Raw genomic sequence first — 18733 nt, 5'->3', positions numbered from 1 at the left:
TGCCATGTAGTGGATAAAAGCTTTCGTCTAAAGTTAACTGGCATCCTCATTTCATTTACTTTGCTTTTGTCATTGGTTATTATCGTGACAGACTATATTCGATTGAAAAAGAATGTGGAAACCAGTTTGGAAATGCAAATTCAGGTGGCAGAAGATGAGATCATTACGAGTCTTGCAACTATTGATAAAGTATATAATGTTTTAGACGTTGAACGAGAGAGGGATATGATAGAGTATTCCCAAGATCTACTTGAATTGTATGAAAAACAACCTGATTTTTCAACATGGGATTATAAAGCATTGAAAAAAAAGATGGGTATGGATATCTTTATCATTGATAAAAACAATGTAGTGATTGAAAGTAGTTATAAACCGGATATAGGACTGGATTTTAATTTATGTTGTTCAAAATTCAGTTCACTATTAACTGAGCGTAGGAAACTAGGGGTATTCGCGCATGATGCACTCGATGTTCAACAGAACACAGGTGGATTTAAAAAGTTTAGCTATATGCCCACCCCTGATCGGAATTATATAATTGAACTGGGATATCTATTGGAAGATAAACTTGTGTTTAAAGAATTCAACTTTCTAGATACGATGCACAAATTAGAAAATGAAAATGATCAAATAAAATCCATTAAACTATACAACTACTTAGGTCTACTACTTGGAGATCGAGGAACCGGTAAGGAAAAAGAAATCAATCCTTCCAGAAAACCAATTTTTACAGCTGCTTATAAAAATTTAAAAAAAGAAGAGATAACAGTAAAAGAGAACGGTCAAACTATAACCTATCGGTACATACCCTATAAAGCGGATACAGTGCCTGGACTTTCTACGAATCGTGTAGTAGAAATTGCGTACTATGATGTTCCATTCTCTAGCGTGCTGACATCCTATCGTAATCAGTTTCTATTTCAAACGGCCTTCATTGCATTTACTACTATAGTCATGTCGATTATTCTTGCGAGAATGATTGCAAGACCTGTCCATTTGGCATTCCATGATGCGCTTACGGGATTAAAAAACCGTGCTGCTTTTGACGATACGGCAGTAGAGTGGCTTCGCCAGAAAAAAGGTCCACTACAGTTTATGATTATTGATTTAGATAACTTTAAATCTGTAAATGACATATTAGGACATGGAGAAGGCGATAAATTATTAGTGCGAGCCGCGAATATTATTGATAAGGAAAGTGGGAAAGATCATTTAGCTGCTCGAATTGGCGGCGATGAATTTGTCGTGTTGTTTTCACGTATGTCCGATGACCACGTCATAGAGCGTGCAAATAGTATGCTAGAAACGATGAGAGAGTCGTTTAGCTATTTGGAAACGGAAGGCATTGAATTATCTATCAGTATTGGGATTGCTGTGGCGAAGAAGAAAGATACCATTCATACACTTTATCGTAAAGCCGATTTGGCGTTGTATCAATCGAAGAAAAAGGGTAAAGATCAATATTCCTTATATGACTCGAATGAATTATAAAAAAGAGGATGTACAGACGTCAGTATTATGACATTCTGTTACATCCTCTTTTATGTTCTTGGATTAATAAATCTTATGATCGACCATCCATTTACTGATGAAATCCATAATGGATTCAATAGTTCCTTCTTCAAAAGGGGATTTCAGATGGGCGGTCTCTACAAGTTCCAGAAATGATTTACTTCCTCCTAATTGACATAACGCCAAGTAGTCTGACCACGCGTCATCAAAGTCTTCCAATGAACGTTGCCAAAATTGAAAAGCACAGATTTGTGCAAAAGCATAATCAATATAATAAAACGGTACTTCGTATATATGACCTTGTCTCTGCCAAAAACCACCTTGTTCTAGATAGGGATGTCCATCATAATCCCGTTTAGGTAAATAGGTGGCCTCCAAATCTTTCCATACTGCTTTACGTTCAGCAGGTGTCAGTTCAGGGTGATCGTAGATGCGCTGTTGAAACTCATCTACTGCCACACCATATGGTAAAAATAGTACACCTTCAAGTAAGTGTGCATAGCGATAACGGTCTGCATCAGTACCGAAGAAACGATCCATCCAGAACCACGTAAAGAACTCCATACTCATGGAATGAATTTCCGCTGCTTCAGTTGTCGGCCAAATATATTCAGGTATTCCGATCGAACGGCTTGAGTAAACTTGAAATGCGTGACCTGCTTCATGGGTCAAGACGTCAATATCACCCGACGTTCCATTAAAGTTTGAAAATATGAATGGGGAGTCGTAGTTATCGATAAAAGTACAATAACCACCAGCTTCTTTCCCTTTTTTCGCGACCAAATCCAAAAGGTTTTTACGCTTCATATAGTCAAAGAAGCGCCCGGTCTCACGGGACAACTCGGAATACATTTTCTGTCCGTTTTCTATAATCCATTCAGGCGTACCTTTTGGTTTTGGATTTCCTTCAGGATACTGCAAAGGTTCATCATAAAACTTCATTTGAGAAATACCAATTCGTCTGCTTTGCATACCACGTATTTTCTCGGTCAATGGTACAACATGCATCCGAATTTGTTTACGGAAATCTTCTACCATATCCGTATCATAGCCAATCCTGTCCATGCGAATGTAACCTAATTCAGTAAAGTTTGTAAATCCAAGTGCAGTAGCGATTTTATGACGTACTGCTACAAGACGATCAAAAATTTCGTCGAATTTTTCTTCATGTGATGCAAAGAAATCGGCAGTAGCATTCATCGCATCTTTTCTTACGGCACGATCAAGTGATTCCTTAAATGGACCGAGTTGAGCTAATGTCAGCGTTTCACCTTGAAACGGAATTTGAGCTGAAGCCACGAGTTTGGAATACTCGGAGATCAACTTATTCTCATCTTGCAAGAGGGGTAAGACTTCATCTGAATAGGATCGAATAGCATTTTCGGCAAGATGGAATAACTGGGCTCCCCATTTATCCTCGAGCTGAGAACGGAAAGGAGAGGCGATCAAGGATTTATAATAATCGCTTTGCAAAGCTTGGAATTGAGGGCCGACCTCATCAAAATAATCCCGCTCATCTTGATAAAATATGTCATTCGTATCAATGGAAGATCGGATATACATAATGTTTTCTTGTGTACTGTAATCACTTGTCAACTGGTTAATGTGCTCAATAATTTTGGATTGATCTTCAAATGAGCTGGATTGCTCAAATTGGGTAAGTGCTGTTTTGAATTCAGTTTGTAGTTTTTCGATACTCGGGCGAGTGTACTCATAATCTTCAAAAGTAAGCATTGTAGTCCTCCTAGTTTGCATATAGTGTGACTATCTCTTCATTTTCCGGTAACAGTAATAGAAAAGCAAACTATTTACCGGAAAAAGACGTACATAAATTGCCACGAACTTATGAAATGATGTAGGATAGAGAGAGTAAACTCTTAGTGAGCGGGAAGAAGGAGAAATTTAATGCAAATAGTAAATGGTAAAGTGGAAGAATTGGTCGATCCAACAGGTATAATCGATGGTCAGCGCTACGAATTTCTTTTGACAGTTAAGTTCGATGAAGAAGATGAACTGTTCAATGAAGAAGGTACCGGCTTACGTATGCTATATTCTGTGAAAGATGGCCAGCGAAAGATGTTAACGTACCATTTTTATGAATTGGCAACGGAAAGTCCATTTGATGTAGAATGGGACGAAGAAGAACAAGCCGCAGCAGAGCAATATTGTGCAGAAATTTTCCCAGCAGTCTAATACAAAATAGATGTTATTCTTTTTAAAATAGAGGATAATGTACTAGAGAAATATAAATGGTGCACCCCAATAGCTTCTCATTAAAGAATTAAATATAGGAGTGTTTTAGATGAATCAAGAAATAGTGGATATTACGATTATCGGTGGCGGACCCACTGGATTATTTTCATCATTCTACGCAGGTATGCGTGAGATGTCTGTTAAAATCATTGATAGTTTGCCACAACTTGGCGGCCAATTGATCGAACTATATCCTGATAAGTACATTTATGACGTTGGTGGGTTCCCTAAAATTTTGGCGAAAGACTTAGTGTCTAACCTCGTTACACAAGCACACTATGCAAAACCTGAAATTTGTTTAGGTGAGGCTGCATTGTCTATCGAGAAGAAAGACGATCATTTTGTTCTGACGACAGACAAAGGACAACATTTAACACGTACTATTTTATTGACGGCAGGTATAGGTGCTTTTCAACCGCGTAAAATTGGATTGAAAGAAGAACCTATTTTTGAAGGTAAAACATTGCACTACGGTATCAAAGACTTGTCTTTGTTTAAAGACCAGAATATCTGTGTTTGTGGTGGAGGAGACTCTGCGCTTGACTGGGCATTAATGCTTGAAGATATCGCAAGCCAAGTAACACTTGTTCACCGAAGAGAACGTTTCACTGCACATGAAACAAGTGTCAATCAATTGCACAATTCTAGTGTCAACGTGTTAACTTCACATGCTGTAAGTGAGTTACAAGGTGACGGAGATAAAATGGACAAAGTAATTCTGAAAGAAAAAGACGGCAGTGTAAAAGAACTTGAATTCGATCATGTCGTAGTCAATTACGGTAATATTTCTTCTCTAGGACCATTAAAGGACTGGGGATTAGATATGGAGCGTAATTCCATTAAAGTAAACTCTCGCATGGAAACGAATATTGAAGGTATTTATGCTGCAGGTGATGTAACTACATACGACGGCAAAGTAAAATTAATTGCGGTAGGTATGGGTGAAGCGCCGGTTGCCATAAGCCACGCGAAAGCGTTCTTGGATCCTAAAGCGAAAGTACAACCATTGCACAGTACAAGTGTATTTGGTTAATAGACGAGCAAACACCTTGTACGGAAAGTTTTCTCCGTACAAGGTGTTTTTTATATGTAGTGAGCTACACCAAGAGATTATGAAATGCAAAAGGCTGTTCCAAGAAGTAATGACTCCTTGGAACAGCCTATTTTTATTGTTAATCAAATATTACTTTGCAGTTTTGGGATCTGCTACTTTAACTAGTTGCTTCCCTAAATTGGTCCCTTCGAATAAACCAAGAAATGCATCTGGAATATTTTCAAAACCTTCCACAATGGTTTCTTCGTATTTCAACTTACCTTCCGATAACCATTTCCCTAAGTCAGCTGATGCAGTAGGGAAGTCTTTTGCGTAATCTCCTACTGTGAAACCTTTCATCAACGCACTTGTTTTAATCATCGTCGACTGTGGTCGTGGTCCCACATCTTGACCTTCTTTGTTATATGAAGAAATAGCGCCACATAGAGCAATACGTGCATGTTTGTTCAATAAAGTGAACACCGCGTCGGTAACTTCACCGCCGACGTTATCGAAATAAACATCCACTCCGTCTGACGCGGCTTGAGTTAAGTCATCTTTGAAGCTATCTAGTTTGTAATTGACGGCTTCATCAAAACCAAGTTCATTTTTCAGGTAATCGATCTTTTCCTGAGAGCCAGCAATCCCGATCACTTTGGCGCCTTTCATTTTCGCAATTTGACCCACTACTGAACCAACCGCTCCGGCAGCACCTGATACCACAACAGTTTCACCTTCTTGTGGTTTACCGATATCGAGTAAACCAAAGTATGCAGTTAGACCCGTCATTCCAAGAATACCTAAATGAGTAGTGATCGGCGCAACACTCGGATCGATTTTACGTAGATCTTTCGCGGCTGCAGCTGAGTACTCTGCCCAGTTAAGGTTTCCTACAACAAAATCTCCCGGTGCAAATGCTTCTGAATTAGATTCAGTCACTTCTCCGACGACTCCGCCTGCAATCACTTCGTCTAGTTTAAATGGGGGAATGTAAGATTTTGCATCTATCATTCTTCCTCGCATGTATGGATCGACAGAAACGTATAGCGTACGTACAAGTACTTCGTTTTCTTTCAGTTCAGGAATTGATTTTTCTACGAAATTGAATGTTTCCATAGTAGGTAATCCTTTAGGACGGTTAGCTAAATGAATTTCTTTTTGTGTGTCTTGAGTCATAGTAATTCCTCCAGTTTTATGTGTAATTAATTTCAACAACTAACTAAAAGTAAGCTTAATGATAAGATTACTAGGACGAAGTAGGGAAGTCAATTAATTGCACTGAAATGAAAATGTCATTCATAGTTGTTAGAACAGCTTAAACTTAATAACTTTGAATGGATTGTTAGAATACAAACCTAACAAAATAGAATTTAGGTAGACATTTACTTGGCATCATCGTACAGTAAAGACGTAGACATTCAGAAATATTAATGATTTCGCCGTAAAGGAGCTAACCAAATGAAAAAGGTTTTGGTTGTAGAAGATGAACAGTCAATAGCTACTCTTTTGCAATATAATTTGGAACATGCAGGATACAAAGTGTACGTAGCCCGAGATGGAAATACCGCAATCTCTATGACACTTTCGGAAAAACCGGATGTACTACTTCTTGATATTATGCTACCCGGAATGGATGGTATGGATGTATGTAAAAAGCTCCGCCAAGAAAAGGTTCACACACCGATTTTAATGTTAACAGCAAAGAGTGATGAATTTGATAAAGTCCTTGGATTAGAATTGGGAGCAGATGACTACTTAACAAAACCTTTTAGTCCACGTGAAGTACTCGCTCGTGTGAAAGCTATTTTGCGCAGAATAGAACTACAGGATTCTATTCACATAAAAGAGCCAACAACAGAATTAAGTAATGGTAGTTTACTAGTCCATCCAGATCGAATTGAAGCTTTTTTGGATGGAATTCCTCTAGAGCTGACACCAAAAGAATTTGAACTACTACTATACTTAATGCGGCATTCAGGTAAAGTATTACACCGTGAACAGCTGCTTAATGCGATATGGAATTACGACTACACAGGTGATTCCCGTATTGTAGATGTCCATATCAGTCATCTGCGTGAAAAGATTGAACCTGATACAAAACGTCCCGTCTACATCAAGACTGTTAGGGGCTTTGGTTATAAATTTGAGGAAATAATAAAATAAATTATGTATATACATATTGAAGCTGAAGGTGAATCCCAAATGGATTTGACCTTCAGTTTTTATTTGCATTGGCATTTACATACTTTTCATCCCTATTTTGACTTACTGTTTTTTTCTATACAGAGTCTTTACACAACCTTTACGTTTCATCCATCACTCCTCAATACTTCTTGATTATAGTAAAGAAGCAGTAGAAAGAGAGCTGCTACTAAAACAAAAAAGTCTAGGGGGACGCAGTGATGAAGAAGCGTAATCGATTTACCGTTTTGGCGTTTGTTTTACTTTGTACATGGGTGATCGCAGCTTGTAGCAGTATGAAAGCAGATGAAGGTGAAAAAGAAGAATCCAAACAAGAAACGAAGCAAACAACTGAGTCGATCACGGCAGTAGGTTCGAGTGCACTACAACCTTTAGTGGAAGCGACAGCACAGCAGTATACGATAAAAAATCCAGGCGCGGTCATTAACGTTCAAGGCGGCGGAAGTGGAACTGGCTTAAGTAAAATCAGCGAAGATGCAGTAGATATCGGAAACTCTGATATATTCGCTGAAGAAAAAGAAGGCGTGGACGCAAGTAACTTAGTTGACCATAAGGTAGCTGTTGTCGGAATGGCACCAGTGAGTCACCCAGAGACGGGTGTAACCGATATTTCATCTGAAGATTTGATTGCAGTCTTTACTGGAGACATCACAAACTGGAAAGAGCTTGGCGGAAATGATCAAGAAATTATTGTTATCAATCGTGCAAAAGGATCTGGTACGCGAGCTACTTTTGAAGCGTTTGCTCTAGATGGAAAACAGCCGATCGATGCACAAGAACAAGATTCTTCAGGCACAGTGCGTAAAATTGTCAGTGAAACACCAGGAGCAATCAGCTACTTAGCATTTTCATACTTCGATCAAACAACTACAGCTTTAAAAGTCAATGGAGTTACACCAAATCGTGAAAATGTCGAGTCGAATGAATGGAAAATCTGGGCTTACCAGCATATGTATACAAACGGTGAAGCAACGGGACTATCCAAGGAATTGATCGACTATATACTCTCAGATGAGATTCAAGAAACATTACTTCCCGAAATGGACTACTTACCAGTAACAGGTATGCAAGTCGAACGAGATGCAGAAGGAACTGTTACGAAAAAGTGATAGTATCTATAAACTTCACTAATTTCGGGAGGAGTGTATAGGATGGCAAAAATGATTAAAGAAATGGAACATCCACTGTATAGAAAAAGCAGTAAAATGCGTATGGAGCGTATTGGTAAGTGGATGACATTCCTTTCAGTTGCTTTGACAGCAGCGATTACCGCAGCCATTCTATTTTTAGTGTTTTCGAAAGGCCTATCTACTTTCATTATAAATGATGGCAGTATTAAAGATTTCTTTACAGGTACTACTTGGAACCCAGCGGAAGTAAATTCCCTGGGTAAGCCTTTTATTGGCGCCTTACCCTTTTTATTAGGTTCGATAGCCGTTACAGGAATATCTGCGTTGATTGCAGCACCACTTGCAATCGGTGCCGCAATTTTCATGAGCGAGATCGCACCAAAAACTGGAAAGAGAATCATGCAACCGGTTATTGAGTTGCTAGTAGGAATTCCTTCAGTTGTGTATGGATTTATTGGTTTAACTGCAGTTGTACCATTTCTGCGTAATCTGTTTCCCGGCAGTGGATTCGGTATTGCAGCAGGTACGATTGTATTATCTATTATGATTTTACCAACTGTCACAAGTTTAGCGCTAGATGCTATTCAAGCGGTTCCCCGTTCATTGCGTGAAGCCTCTTTGGCGCTAGGCTCCACCAGGTGGCAAATGATTTGTAAAGTCGTATTAAAAACAGCGAAACCTGGCTTGATGATGGCTATTATATTCGGAATGGCACGCGCATTTGGCGAAGCACTAGCTGTACAGATGGTCATCGGGAATGCTTCTGTCATTCCACATTCATTATTTGAGCCAGCTTCGACGATTACTAGTATTTTAACAATGGGCATGGGTTATACCGTGATGGGCCAAGTAGAAAATAATGCGCTTTGGTCACTTGCACTCATACTTTTGGTGATGTCCCTATTCTTCACGATTACAGTTCGAATGATTGGAAAGGGGAAAAGTAGCTAATGTCAGCAAAAAGTAAAGATCAACTCGCTACAGTTGGATTATATGTAATTGTTGGAATGATCATTACGGTCTTGGCAGGATTGCTTGGATTTGTCTTTGTAAAAGGAATTCCGCAACTCAGCTGGCAATTCATCACGTCCCCTCCACAGATTTTTAAAGAGGGGGGCGGGGTAGGTCCTCAACTGTTTAATTCATTTTATTTACTTGTGTTGACACTGATCATTTCGATACCGATTGCAATCGGCGCTGGCATTTACTTAGCTGAGTATGCAAAAGATCATTGGATCATTCGTTGTATCCGTGTACTTATCGAAGTACTTTCTTCTTTGCCGTCTATTGTAGTAGGATTGTTCGGATTTTTGTTTTTTGTTTTGTATATGGGGTGGGGTTTTTCGATTCTATCAGGTGCTTTTGCACTTTCCATATTCAACCTTCCACTGTTAGTACGAGTGGTTGAACAATCCATCAGCAATGTTCCGAGATCACAGCGCGAAGCAGGGTGGGCTCTTGGATTTTCAAAATGGGAAACTATTATGACTATCGTACTGCCGGCAGCACTACCTGGTATTGTAACAGGTGTCATACTGGCATCGGGGAGAGTATTCGGAGAGGCTGCGGCCTTGATTTATACAGCTGGAATGAGCACGCCGATTATAGACTTCACCGATTGGAACCCACTGTCACCTACGTCCCCCTTAAATCCATTTAGACCGGCTGAAACGATGGCAGTTCATATTTGGAAAATTAACGGGGAAGGTATTATGCCGGACGCAGCTTCTATATCTGACGGTGCAGCGGCGTTATTAATAATTTCAATTTTATTCTTTAATTTCACATCACGTATTATTGGAAATGTACTGTTCAAAAAGATGAGTGCCAACTAAAGGAGGATTCATATGCAATCAGTTGCATTACAACCTACCACAATGAAAATGAATAGAACGGAAATAGGGAACAGTCCTGATTTTCAACGAAGTTCTGTGCTACAAACGGTCAACTTATCGGTGTATTATGGTGAACATCGTGCTGTAGATCAAGTAAGTTTAACCTTTCCGAAACAATCCGTTACGGCATTAATCGGCCCATCTGGTTGCGGAAAGTCCACTTTCCTACGTTCTATTAATCGAATGAATGATGATATCCAGCAATGTCGTACGGAAGGTGAAATCTATTATGAAGGTGTAGAACTGCATTCGCCCCGTGTCAATTTACATGAGATACGTAAACAGATGGGGATGGTATTTCAGAGACCTGTCCCGTTTGCCAAATCTATTTTCAAAAATGTTGCATCCGGACCAATGCGTCATGGAGTGAAGGATAAGACTGAATTACAACGAATCGTGGAAGACAGTCTAAAAAAAGCAGCACTGTGGGATGAAGTGAAAGATCAATTACATACTTCAGCACTGCGCCTTTCTGGTGGGCAGCAGCAGCGTCTTTGTATCGCTAGAGCACTTGCGATGCAGCCGAGCGTATTATTGCTAGATGAACCAGCTTCTGCATTAGATCCTGTGTCCACAGCAAAAATAGAAGACTTAATATCACAGTTAAAAAAGGAATTTACAATCATCATCGTGACACATAATATGCAGCAAGCAGCGCGGATTTCAGATGAAGTAGCCTATTTTTATATGGGCCGCGTAGTTGAACATGGATCAACTGAACAAATATTTAATAATCCACGTCATGAACAAACGGCTCATTATATAAATGGTCATATCGGATAGGAGGATATTAGTGATGAAGGTAGCGCAAACGAAGAGACAAGCAGTTATCCAAACAGAAAATCTGCAATTCTATTATGATACACATCATGCACTGAAGAATATAAATCTGAAGTTTGAAAAGCAGAAAATCACTGCACTTATAGGCCCATCTGGATGTGGAAAATCCACGTTTTTACGGACAATGAATCGGATGAATGATTTAATTCCTAAGGCGTGCACAAAAGGAGCTATTTGGATAGGTGGAGAGAACATAACAGATTCTTCTATAGATCCCGTAGAACTCCGAAAGAAAGTGGGGATGGTGTTTCAGCATGCATCGGTCTTTCCGTTTTCAATATATGAGAATATCGCTTATGGACCCCGTATTCATGGAGAAAACAATAAAAAAGTATTGGATAATATTGTTGAGGAGAATCTTCGTGCTGCCGCTTTATGGGACGAAGTTAAAGATCAACTGGACAAAAATGCAACAGGTTTATCAGGAGGACAACAGCAAAGACTGACGATCGCACGTACACTGGCAACCAAACCGAATATTATATTAATGGATGAGCCGACGTCAGCATTGGATCCAATCTCAACTACAAAAGTTGAAGAGCTGATCATGTCATTAAAAGAACAGTATACAATCGTTATTGTAACGCATAATATGCAACAAGCGGCCAGAATTTCTGATTACACAGCATTCTTCTTGAACGGAGAAGTAAAAGAGTATGGACAGACTGCCAAAATATTTACCAGACCTGTATTTTCTGAAACAAAAGACTACATAGCAGGAAAATTTGGTTAAGTATGGGGTAAATAGTATATCGGTACTTTAATCATACATTACATACGATAACAAAAAGCCAGCTCCCTGTTATAGGAAGCTGGCTATTCATCTATTAAGAAATCGTTTCGCTTGCGTGTAATTCTTCGATTTTAGCTATACGTGCATCGTATTCGTCCACTGTCATATCGTGTTCAACGAAATAACGGTTACGAGGATGTGTGCGGCAATCGTCTGAACAGCTACGCATATAGAGGTGTTCATTTTCTTCGGAACATAGAATCTTCGCATTACATTCGGGATTCGCACAGTTGACGTATCGTTCGCAAGGAGTTCCATCAAAGTGGTCACGACCTACAATGACATGTTCTACTTGGTTAATCGGAACGGCAATGCGCTCGTCAAATACGTAGCACTGACCATCCCATAACTGACCTTTTGCTTCAGGATCTTTACCGTAAGAAACAATTCCACCATGTAAATGTGCAACGTCTTCAAATCCTTCACGCTTTAACCAGCCTGTGAACTTCTCACAACGAATTCCACCCGTACAATAGGCAAGAATCTTCTTACCTTCAAGTTGTTCTTTGTTTTCATTTACCCATTCAGGAAGATCACGGAAGTTCTCAATATCCGGGCGGATCGCACCACGGAAATGACCTAGGTCATACTCATAATCATTACGAGCATCTAATATAACCGTATTCTCTTCTTGCATTTGCTGTAAAAACTGTTCAGGTTCTAGATATTCGCCCGTCAGTTCCAATGGATTGACGTCTTCAGGTAAGCTTAGGTTTACAATCTCTGGACGATAGCGAACATGCATTTTTTTGAAAGCATGGCGATCTGTTTCATCGATCTTGAACCATACATCAGCGAATCGAGGATCGGCTTTCATATGCTCCATATACGCATCCGTCTGTTCAACTGTTCCAGAGCAAGTACCATTGATTCCTTCTGATCCAACTAGGATACGTCCCTTTAATCCAGTTTCTTTGCAAAATGCCAAGTGTGAAGCCGCAAATTCTTCAGGTTCCTCAATCGTTACATACTTATAAAACAATAAAACCCGATAGTCTTTCTCTTCCATATAAATTACCGCCTTCTGTTTAATCTTTGCAATAGACAACAGCCGAGATCGGTGTGTACAAAGGGATAATTATCCCTTGAACCCGAAGTTGCAAAATTCGAGCCTTGAATAGTATAGCATAATTTTATTTTTGAGAAAAGGATTCTAAAGTTATTTCACATAACTGTTCAGTATAAAGTAACTAGCGGGAATGGGCGCAATCTTGTATCACCCATTATTTATTGTATACTAGTAGATAGAAAAACAGGAAAGTTATAGCTTTTAGCTGCATAAGAATATATCATTAAAATGTAGAATAGCTTTGTGTTTTAAAGGGTATAGTAGGTCAATTACAAATAAATTGTAATTAGCTCTTAAATGTAGGGCGCTGTGTTATAAAGGAGTTTTTTATGAAAATCACAAATACAAAACGACGTTCACCATGGATTGACAAGATATTTATCATAGCGATTGTCGTCATGACATCTGTTGCTTTTATATTAATAATGAATGTAATGAAAAACCCTAAAGATCAAGGGCCTATTAAACAAGCAACGCACGAGATTATACCTGAGCCAAAACAAGAAGTAGCAGTAGAGTCCATTACATCATCCTATCCAGGAATTAAAGAGTTTGTGGAGACAGCTAATGGTGCACAGTATCCGTTTACCATTCACTATCCACAAACCGAGTATGATGGGTTCAATCAACAAGTGCTAGATTATGTAGAAGAATTAAAAACAACGTATGCTACAGAGCAAAAAAAGAATAACCGAGTGTCAAAGTTGGATGTATCTTTTGAAACGCTTCAGCATCTTTCGGGGAACTATTCGTTTGTCATGCGGGCTGTGACATATTTTGCTGATCAGGATAGTCAAGTGGAAATGCATACGTTTCATATCAATCCTGAAACTGGCAACGAATTAGCGATTCAGGATATTGTGGATCATAACCTGGAAAAGTTAAAGCGTATGGCGAGTGTAGTACGTGACGAAATTCATCATAGTCCTTTACTTAAGGATGATGTGATTGACGAAAGCGTGTGGCAACCAACAGAGCCGATGTGGGTAAACTATCAGAACTTTGCTTTAACCGATGATTCCTTAATTTTATACTTTGGAACTGGTGAATTTACTAAACGTCAAGCTGGACCGGCAACAGTAGAGATTCCATTGAATAAATTGAATCCATTCATTGCGAAGAGGTTCCAAGTAGCAACAGATGATACCAAAAAAGAAAAGACGATTGCGTTGACGTTTGATGATGGACCGGATCCTATATATACAGAAAGAATTTTAAAAACACTTGATAAATACAATGCGAAAGCTACATTCTTTATGCTTGGCAATAGAGTCCATTCATACCCTGCAATTGCCAAGAAGGTAGCAGAAGCTGGCCATGAGATAGGTAATCACTCATGGAATCACCCTTCATTGACCGGGGTTACGGATACTGAACTTTTAAGTGAAGTGACAGGTACCTCAGATATAATAAAAGCAGCTACAGGAAAAACGGCTACTGTTTTCAGACCGCCATATGGGGCTATTGATGATCGTGTACGAGAAAGCACGAAATTACCTGTGGTGTTATGGAACGTGGATACATTAGACTGGGAGCATCATGATCCAGAGCTGTTATTAGAACATGTTACGGAAGCAACCCGTGCAGGAAGCATAATTTTAATGCATGATATTCATAAATCTACAGCAGATGGACTGGACGCGGTGCTCGAGAATCTACAGTCTCAAGGCTATAAATTCGTGACAGTATCTGAAATGGACGATTATTAATCGTGAAGTTGTTTCATTGTTTTAGTTTAACAATGGAACAACTTTTGTTTTATATAGTCCTATTTAGGTACGGATATTCATATAGTGTTCAAACAGTTGTAATATCTAAAGAAAAGAAATAGTTGTGAACTGTAAATAGTGCAGCACAGCATGATATACTAAACGGAATGAAATCATTGGGGGAACAACAGGCATGGAATGGAGAAATTTATATCGTGGTTTTTTGATGGGAATCAGTGACTTGGTTCCTGGAGTTAGTGGCGGAACAATTGCATTCATATTAGGGATCTATGATCAGTTACTCATCTCGATTAGCGGATTTTTTAGTAAGGACTGGAAGAAGCATATCGGATTTCTTCTACCTCTTGGTATCGGAATGGGCGCAACGATCGTTCTATTCAGTAAGGTCATCTCATATTTGCTGAAGCATTATCACGAACCTACTCAGTACTTCTTTTTAGGATTAATTATTGGTGTCATTCCATTTGTTTCAAAGCAAGCAGGCTTAAAACAAAATTTTAAATTACATCATATAATATTAATGCTACTAGTGGCCGCAGCATTGGCTTCTACCGCTTTTTTGAATCCTATTGCTCCAATAACTATTACACATCTAACAGTTAAGAGTACTATCATCTTATTCCTTTCAGGATGGGCAGGCAGTATGGCAATGCTATTACCAGGAGTAAGTGGATCATTCGTTTTGCTGTTGCTAGGCGTTTATGCGACGGTCATTACGGCAATATCAGACTTTAATATACCGATTATCATTGCAACAGGATGCGGAATCGTATTTGGATTTATCATTAGCAGTAAAGTCATACGTTATTTACTTTCCCATTTCCACACGGGAATGTTTGCTGTCATCATAGGATTAATCCTAGGGTCGATTTTCGTAATTTTCCCAGGAATGCCTGAGAGTGGTACACCGTTCGTCATGAGTGTAATCGCCATCGTACTTGGGCTGTTGATTGCTAACATTTTAAATGGTGTAGGCGATAAAGCATAGAATGAAAAGAAGCTATCGAAGAAGTCATTACTTTTATGACATCTAGTGATAGCTTCTTTTTAATGTAAGAAATTATGAGGAGAGGAGAAGAGAGATAGTAGTTGGAATTTGGATTGTAAATGATGTTCTCTCAACGCTTCGTTTATGCTCGCAAAAGCCGTACTTCGCTATGGCCCTCGCTCTAGTCGGATGCGTTCTGGAGGGCGGGTGTTTCACCTGTTCCACTAATTCGCCCAGAGCCGCTTGCCACTCCAATATCTTGCAAAGTTAGAAAAGATAATCTTTGTGACGCATTAAATTTAAGCTTGTAATAGGTATTGTAATTTTGGTCTTGAATTTAAATAAATCAAAAACACAATCATAATTCAGTTACCAACTTCAGTGAGTTATCTAAGTACCTCCACACAATAAGAAGGATGGTAGCGGAAGTTGGGGGTGACTCCTGATGGATCAGCCCGATCAGGTGAGACAACCAAAAAGGAGCACAGCGACTTGGTTGGCTCACCGCGGGCCCATAGGAAAGCATCCCCCAACTGGAGCTTCCATCCCGAACCATTCACAAACTCGCTCTCAACTTCTAAAGCAATCGCCCTTGAACTTAACTCTTCATTAGATTATAAACTCGATCCCATAATAAAAGAGATGCCCCATTGTAACTTTCGGGACATCTCTTTTTTATATAAACTTACTCTTCAACAATCGTTGTCGTGTTTTCAATATCTACATCAGCCATTGGAATATCCAAAGCTTTTGCTACACCTTCACCGTATTTCGGATCTGCCAAGTAGCAGTGGCGAATATGCTTGATTTTAATCTCTTTCGGTGCATCACCCATATTACGCGCAGTATTATCAAATAAACGCTGCTGCTCCTTCAAGTTCAATAAATTGAACAACTTTCCTGGTTGTGTGAAGTAATCATCATCATCTTCACGGAAATCCCAGTGGTCTGCGTCGCCATGAATTTTTAGTGGCGGCTCTTTGAAGTCCGGCTGTTCTTGCCACTCACCGTAGCTGTTTGGCTCGTAGTGAGTAGTAGAGCCTAAATTGCCATCAACGCGCATTGCACCATCGCGGTGGAAGCTGTGGAACGGACATTTAGGTGCGTTAACAGGAATCTGGTGATGATTGACACCTAAACGGTAACGTTGTGCATCGCCATAAGAGAATAGACGAGCCTGTAACATCTTATCAGGTGAGAATCCAATACCTGGAACGACCGCTGCTGGTGTAAATGCTGCTTGCTCTACTTCAGCAAAGTAGTTTTCAGGATTGCGGTTCAATTCAAATTCACCGACTTCAATTAAAGGGAAGTCTTTTTTATACCAAACTTTTGTTAAGTCAAATGGATTGTATGGCATGTTCATTGCTTCTTCTTCTGTCATAACTTGAATGTACATTTTCCATTTAGGGAAATTGCCATTGTCGATGTTAGTTAGCAAATCGCGTTGTGAACTTTCACGATCTGTTGCAACTGTTGCTGCAGCCTCTTCATCTGTCATGTTTTCAATACCTTGCTGGGAACGGAAGTGGAACTTCACCCAGTGGCGTTCGTTGTTTGCATTGATCATGCTGAATGTGTGGCTACCAAAACCGTGCATTTCACGGAATGAACGAGGAATACCGCGGTCGCTCATTAAAATAGTAATTTGGTGTAATGCTTCAGGAAGTCCAGTCCAGAAATCCCAGTTGTTTGTTGGGCTACGTAAGTTTGTACGTGGATCACGTTTTACTGCGTGATTCAAGTCAGGGAATTGCAATGCATCACGGAAGAAGAATACAGGTGTATTGTTCCCGACCATGTCCCAGTTTCCTTCTTCAGTATAGAACTTCAAAGAAAATCCGCGGATATCGCGCTCTGCATCTGCTGCACCACGTTCGCCCGCAACAGTGGAGAAGCGTGCGAACATCTCAGTTTGTTTACCAATCTCTGAGAATAGCTTTGCTTTCGTATATTTTGTAATATCATGCGTTACAGTGAAAGTACCATATGCTCCAGAGCCTTTTGCGTGCATACGACGTTCAGGAATTACTTCACGGTCAAAATGCGCCAATTTCTCAAGCAACCATACATCTTGTAATAAAAGTGGGCCACGTGGACCCGCTGACATAGAGTTTTGGTTATCAACTACAGGTGCACCCGCAGCGGTTGTTAGTTTTCTTTTTTGAGAATTACTATCATTGTTATTCAAAATACATTCCTCCCCGGTTGTTGGTTTATAATCTATGAATACTATTATACTAAAGCTAAATCAAAAAAGATAGCCTTATTTATAATAATTATCAACTGGTAATAATTATTAATAAGTATAGGTTATTATGTACTGTATATTCATCATAATTCGTTGCCAACCATTTGTCTAGAAATACGAATTAAATTAAGTATAATTGTAGAATGATGTATAATAATAATAGAAATTGTTTTAATAGAAAGGACATCAATCTATGAGCTTTATGAAGAAATGGATTTTGTATGCCGTTGTACTTAGCTGTTTATCGGTAGCGTTAGTAGCCTGCAGTGACAAAGAAGAAGCAGCACCAAAAGAAAAGACACCTGAACTAACTCCTGAGATTTTAGAAGAAGAGGAAATCATAGTTCCTGCTGTGGAAGATGAAAAGATATTTCAAGAAGTGGTTAGTCAACTCGAGGTAGCAGGATTCACAGTAAGCGAACCAGCAGAAGCAGCAATCGATATGTTTAGGGCGGAAAGTGGCATGACATTGAATATTAACGGCGATGCTTTACTTCCATTACATCTCTATAAATTAGATCCATCTGACAAGCGTTTGGAAATAGTCGACGAGACAGGGAATCTTCCTGTATATATTGGTAGTAAGACAGAGAAATTAGCCGTAAGACGAATAGATAACTTCATTATACATCTGCATAAAGGACACCCTGATTATGATGAGATTATGAAAGTAATAGATAAAATCTAAATTAACAACTTGCTTCCTACTATATAGGTAGCAAGTTTTTTTATATATTAGCGTGGTTAAAGAAAGAGGGAGGTACCGTTTATTGACATTACAGGCAGAAGACTTTCGCCTAATGTGAATTGTCTTCTCGCTTTCAAACAACTGCTACTGGTAGATTTAGAGAGGAAATCCACTGAAATCCATTCAAACCGGCACTTTTTGGAACTTGTTACAAAGCTGCCATAACTTATAGACAGTTTTGACATAAGTTCGCAGGTTTGTAACAGGAATATCGTACATACTTCACGAACTTTTTTTCCTTCTGCGTTATTCTAGGTAATAGAAACACAGATCGAAAGGAGATCAACAA

At 39.3% G+C, this 18733-nt stretch carries 16 protein-coding genes; 12 read left to right on the top strand and 4 right to left on the bottom strand.

The genetic code is table 11. The features are described 5' to 3' along the window. Positions 1 to 9 precede the first annotated feature (9 nt). On the top strand, positions 10 to 1491 hold the full coding sequence (locus CSV76_RS02600; RefSeq protein ID WP_158232731.1) for a GGDEF domain-containing protein: 1482 nt from the start codon (positions 10 to 12) through the stop codon (positions 1489 to 1491). Positions 1492 to 1554: 63 nt separating this feature from the next. Here the strand turns inward: CSV76_RS02600 and CSV76_RS02595 are convergent, their stop codons facing one another. Beyond that, complete coding sequence (locus CSV76_RS02595; protein ID WP_099624665.1) at positions 1555 to 3246, bottom strand: M3 family oligoendopeptidase; 1692 nt, start codon at positions 3244 to 3246, stop codon at positions 1555 to 1557. Positions 3247 to 3417: 171 nt separating this feature from the next. Here CSV76_RS02595 and CSV76_RS02590 point away from each other — a divergent pair, with 171 nt between their 5' ends. After that, on the top strand, positions 3418 to 3705 hold the full coding sequence (locus tag CSV76_RS02590; RefSeq protein ID WP_085426520.1) for a DUF6509 family protein: 288 nt from the start codon (positions 3418 to 3420) through the stop codon (positions 3703 to 3705). A gap of 109 nt (positions 3706 to 3814) precedes the next feature. Next, entirely contained in the window at positions 3815 to 4798 is a 984-nt protein-coding gene (locus CSV76_RS02585; protein WP_085426519.1) for an NAD(P)/FAD-dependent oxidoreductase, read from the top strand. A 150-nt stretch (positions 4799 to 4948) separates the two neighbouring features. Here CSV76_RS02585 and CSV76_RS02580 read toward each other — a convergent pair whose 3' ends face one another. Further along, the gene (locus CSV76_RS02580) at positions 4949 to 5974 is read right to left on the bottom strand and encodes an NADP-dependent oxidoreductase (RefSeq protein WP_099624664.1); all 1026 of its coding nucleotides are present in this window, start codon (positions 5972 to 5974) and stop codon (positions 4949 to 4951) included. A 282-nt stretch (positions 5975 to 6256) separates the two neighbouring features. Here CSV76_RS02580 and CSV76_RS02575 point away from each other — a divergent pair, with 282 nt between their 5' ends. The 6 genes from CSV76_RS02575 (at position 6257) to pstB (CSV76_RS02550) (ending at position 11598) form a co-directional block, all read left to right on the top strand. Further along, positions 6257 to 6961: a response regulator transcription factor gene (locus CSV76_RS02575; protein WP_099624663.1), complete on the top strand. Its 705-nt coding sequence runs from the start codon at positions 6257 to 6259 to the stop codon at positions 6959 to 6961. Positions 6962 to 7200: 239 nt separating this feature from the next. Beyond that, complete coding sequence (locus CSV76_RS02570; protein WP_099624662.1) at positions 7201 to 8109, top strand: phosphate ABC transporter substrate-binding protein PstS family protein; 909 nt, start codon at positions 7201 to 7203, stop codon at positions 8107 to 8109. Between the two features lie 42 nt (positions 8110 to 8151). Continuing rightward, a complete protein-coding gene (gene pstC, locus CSV76_RS02565; RefSeq protein ID WP_199170380.1) occupies positions 8152 to 9081 on the top strand; it encodes a phosphate ABC transporter permease subunit PstC in 930 nt (309 codons plus the stop codon). Continuing rightward, on the top strand, positions 9081 to 9965 hold the full coding sequence (gene pstA, locus CSV76_RS02560; protein WP_099624661.1) for a phosphate ABC transporter permease PstA: 885 nt from the start codon (positions 9081 to 9083) through the stop codon (positions 9963 to 9965). The genes pstC and pstA overlap by 1 nt, the downstream gene beginning before the upstream one ends. A 48-nt stretch (positions 9966 to 10013) precedes the next feature. After that, on the top strand, positions 10014 to 10808 hold the full coding sequence (gene pstB, locus CSV76_RS02555; protein WP_233204400.1) for a phosphate ABC transporter ATP-binding protein PstB: 795 nt from the start codon (positions 10014 to 10016) through the stop codon (positions 10806 to 10808). Positions 10809 to 10821: 13 nt separating this feature from the next. Further along, entirely contained in the window at positions 10822 to 11598 is a 777-nt protein-coding gene (gene pstB / locus CSV76_RS02550; protein ID WP_199173026.1) for a phosphate ABC transporter ATP-binding protein PstB, read from the top strand. A 94-nt stretch (positions 11599 to 11692) separates the two neighbouring features. On the opposite strand, the gene trhO is transcribed toward pstB (CSV76_RS02550), so the two are convergent. Further along, positions 11693 to 12667, bottom strand: coding sequence for an oxygen-dependent tRNA uridine(34) hydroxylase TrhO (gene trhO, locus CSV76_RS02545; RefSeq protein ID WP_085426512.1), 975 nt, complete (start codon positions 12665 to 12667; stop codon positions 11693 to 11695). A gap of 389 nt (positions 12668 to 13056) precedes the next feature. Here trhO and CSV76_RS02540 point away from each other — a divergent pair, with 389 nt between their 5' ends. Together CSV76_RS02540 and CSV76_RS02535 are read left to right on the top strand one after the other, a co-directional pair. Next, on the top strand, positions 13057 to 14436 hold the full coding sequence (locus CSV76_RS02540) for a polysaccharide deacetylase family protein (protein ID WP_099624659.1): 1380 nt from the start codon (positions 13057 to 13059) through the stop codon (positions 14434 to 14436). Positions 14437 to 14629: 193 nt separating this feature from the next. Continuing rightward, positions 14630 to 15445 carry a DUF368 domain-containing protein gene (locus CSV76_RS02535; protein ID WP_085426510.1) on the top strand — a complete coding sequence of 272 codons (816 nt, stop codon included), beginning with the start codon at positions 14630 to 14632 and terminating at the stop codon, positions 15443 to 15445. A 685-nt stretch (positions 15446 to 16130) separates the two neighbouring features. Here CSV76_RS02535 and CSV76_RS02530 read toward each other — a convergent pair. After that, on the bottom strand, positions 16131 to 17555 hold the full coding sequence (locus tag CSV76_RS02530) for a catalase (RefSeq protein ID WP_233204399.1): 1425 nt from the start codon (positions 17553 to 17555) through the stop codon (positions 16131 to 16133). 343 nt (positions 17556 to 17898) lie between these two features. Here CSV76_RS02530 and CSV76_RS02525 point away from each other — a divergent pair, with 343 nt between their 5' ends. After that, positions 17899 to 18384: a hypothetical protein gene (locus CSV76_RS02525; RefSeq protein WP_158232730.1), complete on the top strand. Its 486-nt coding sequence runs from the start codon at positions 17899 to 17901 to the stop codon at positions 18382 to 18384. Positions 18385 to 18733: the final 349 nt, after the last annotated feature.

The organism is Sporosarcina sp. P17b (assembly GCF_002743115.1).
GTDB lineage: Bacteria > Bacillota > Bacilli > Bacillales_A > Planococcaceae > Sporosarcina > Sporosarcina ureae_C.
Note: the sequence above shows the minus strand (reverse complement) of the source record. Positions and strands in the feature narration are given on the sequence as shown.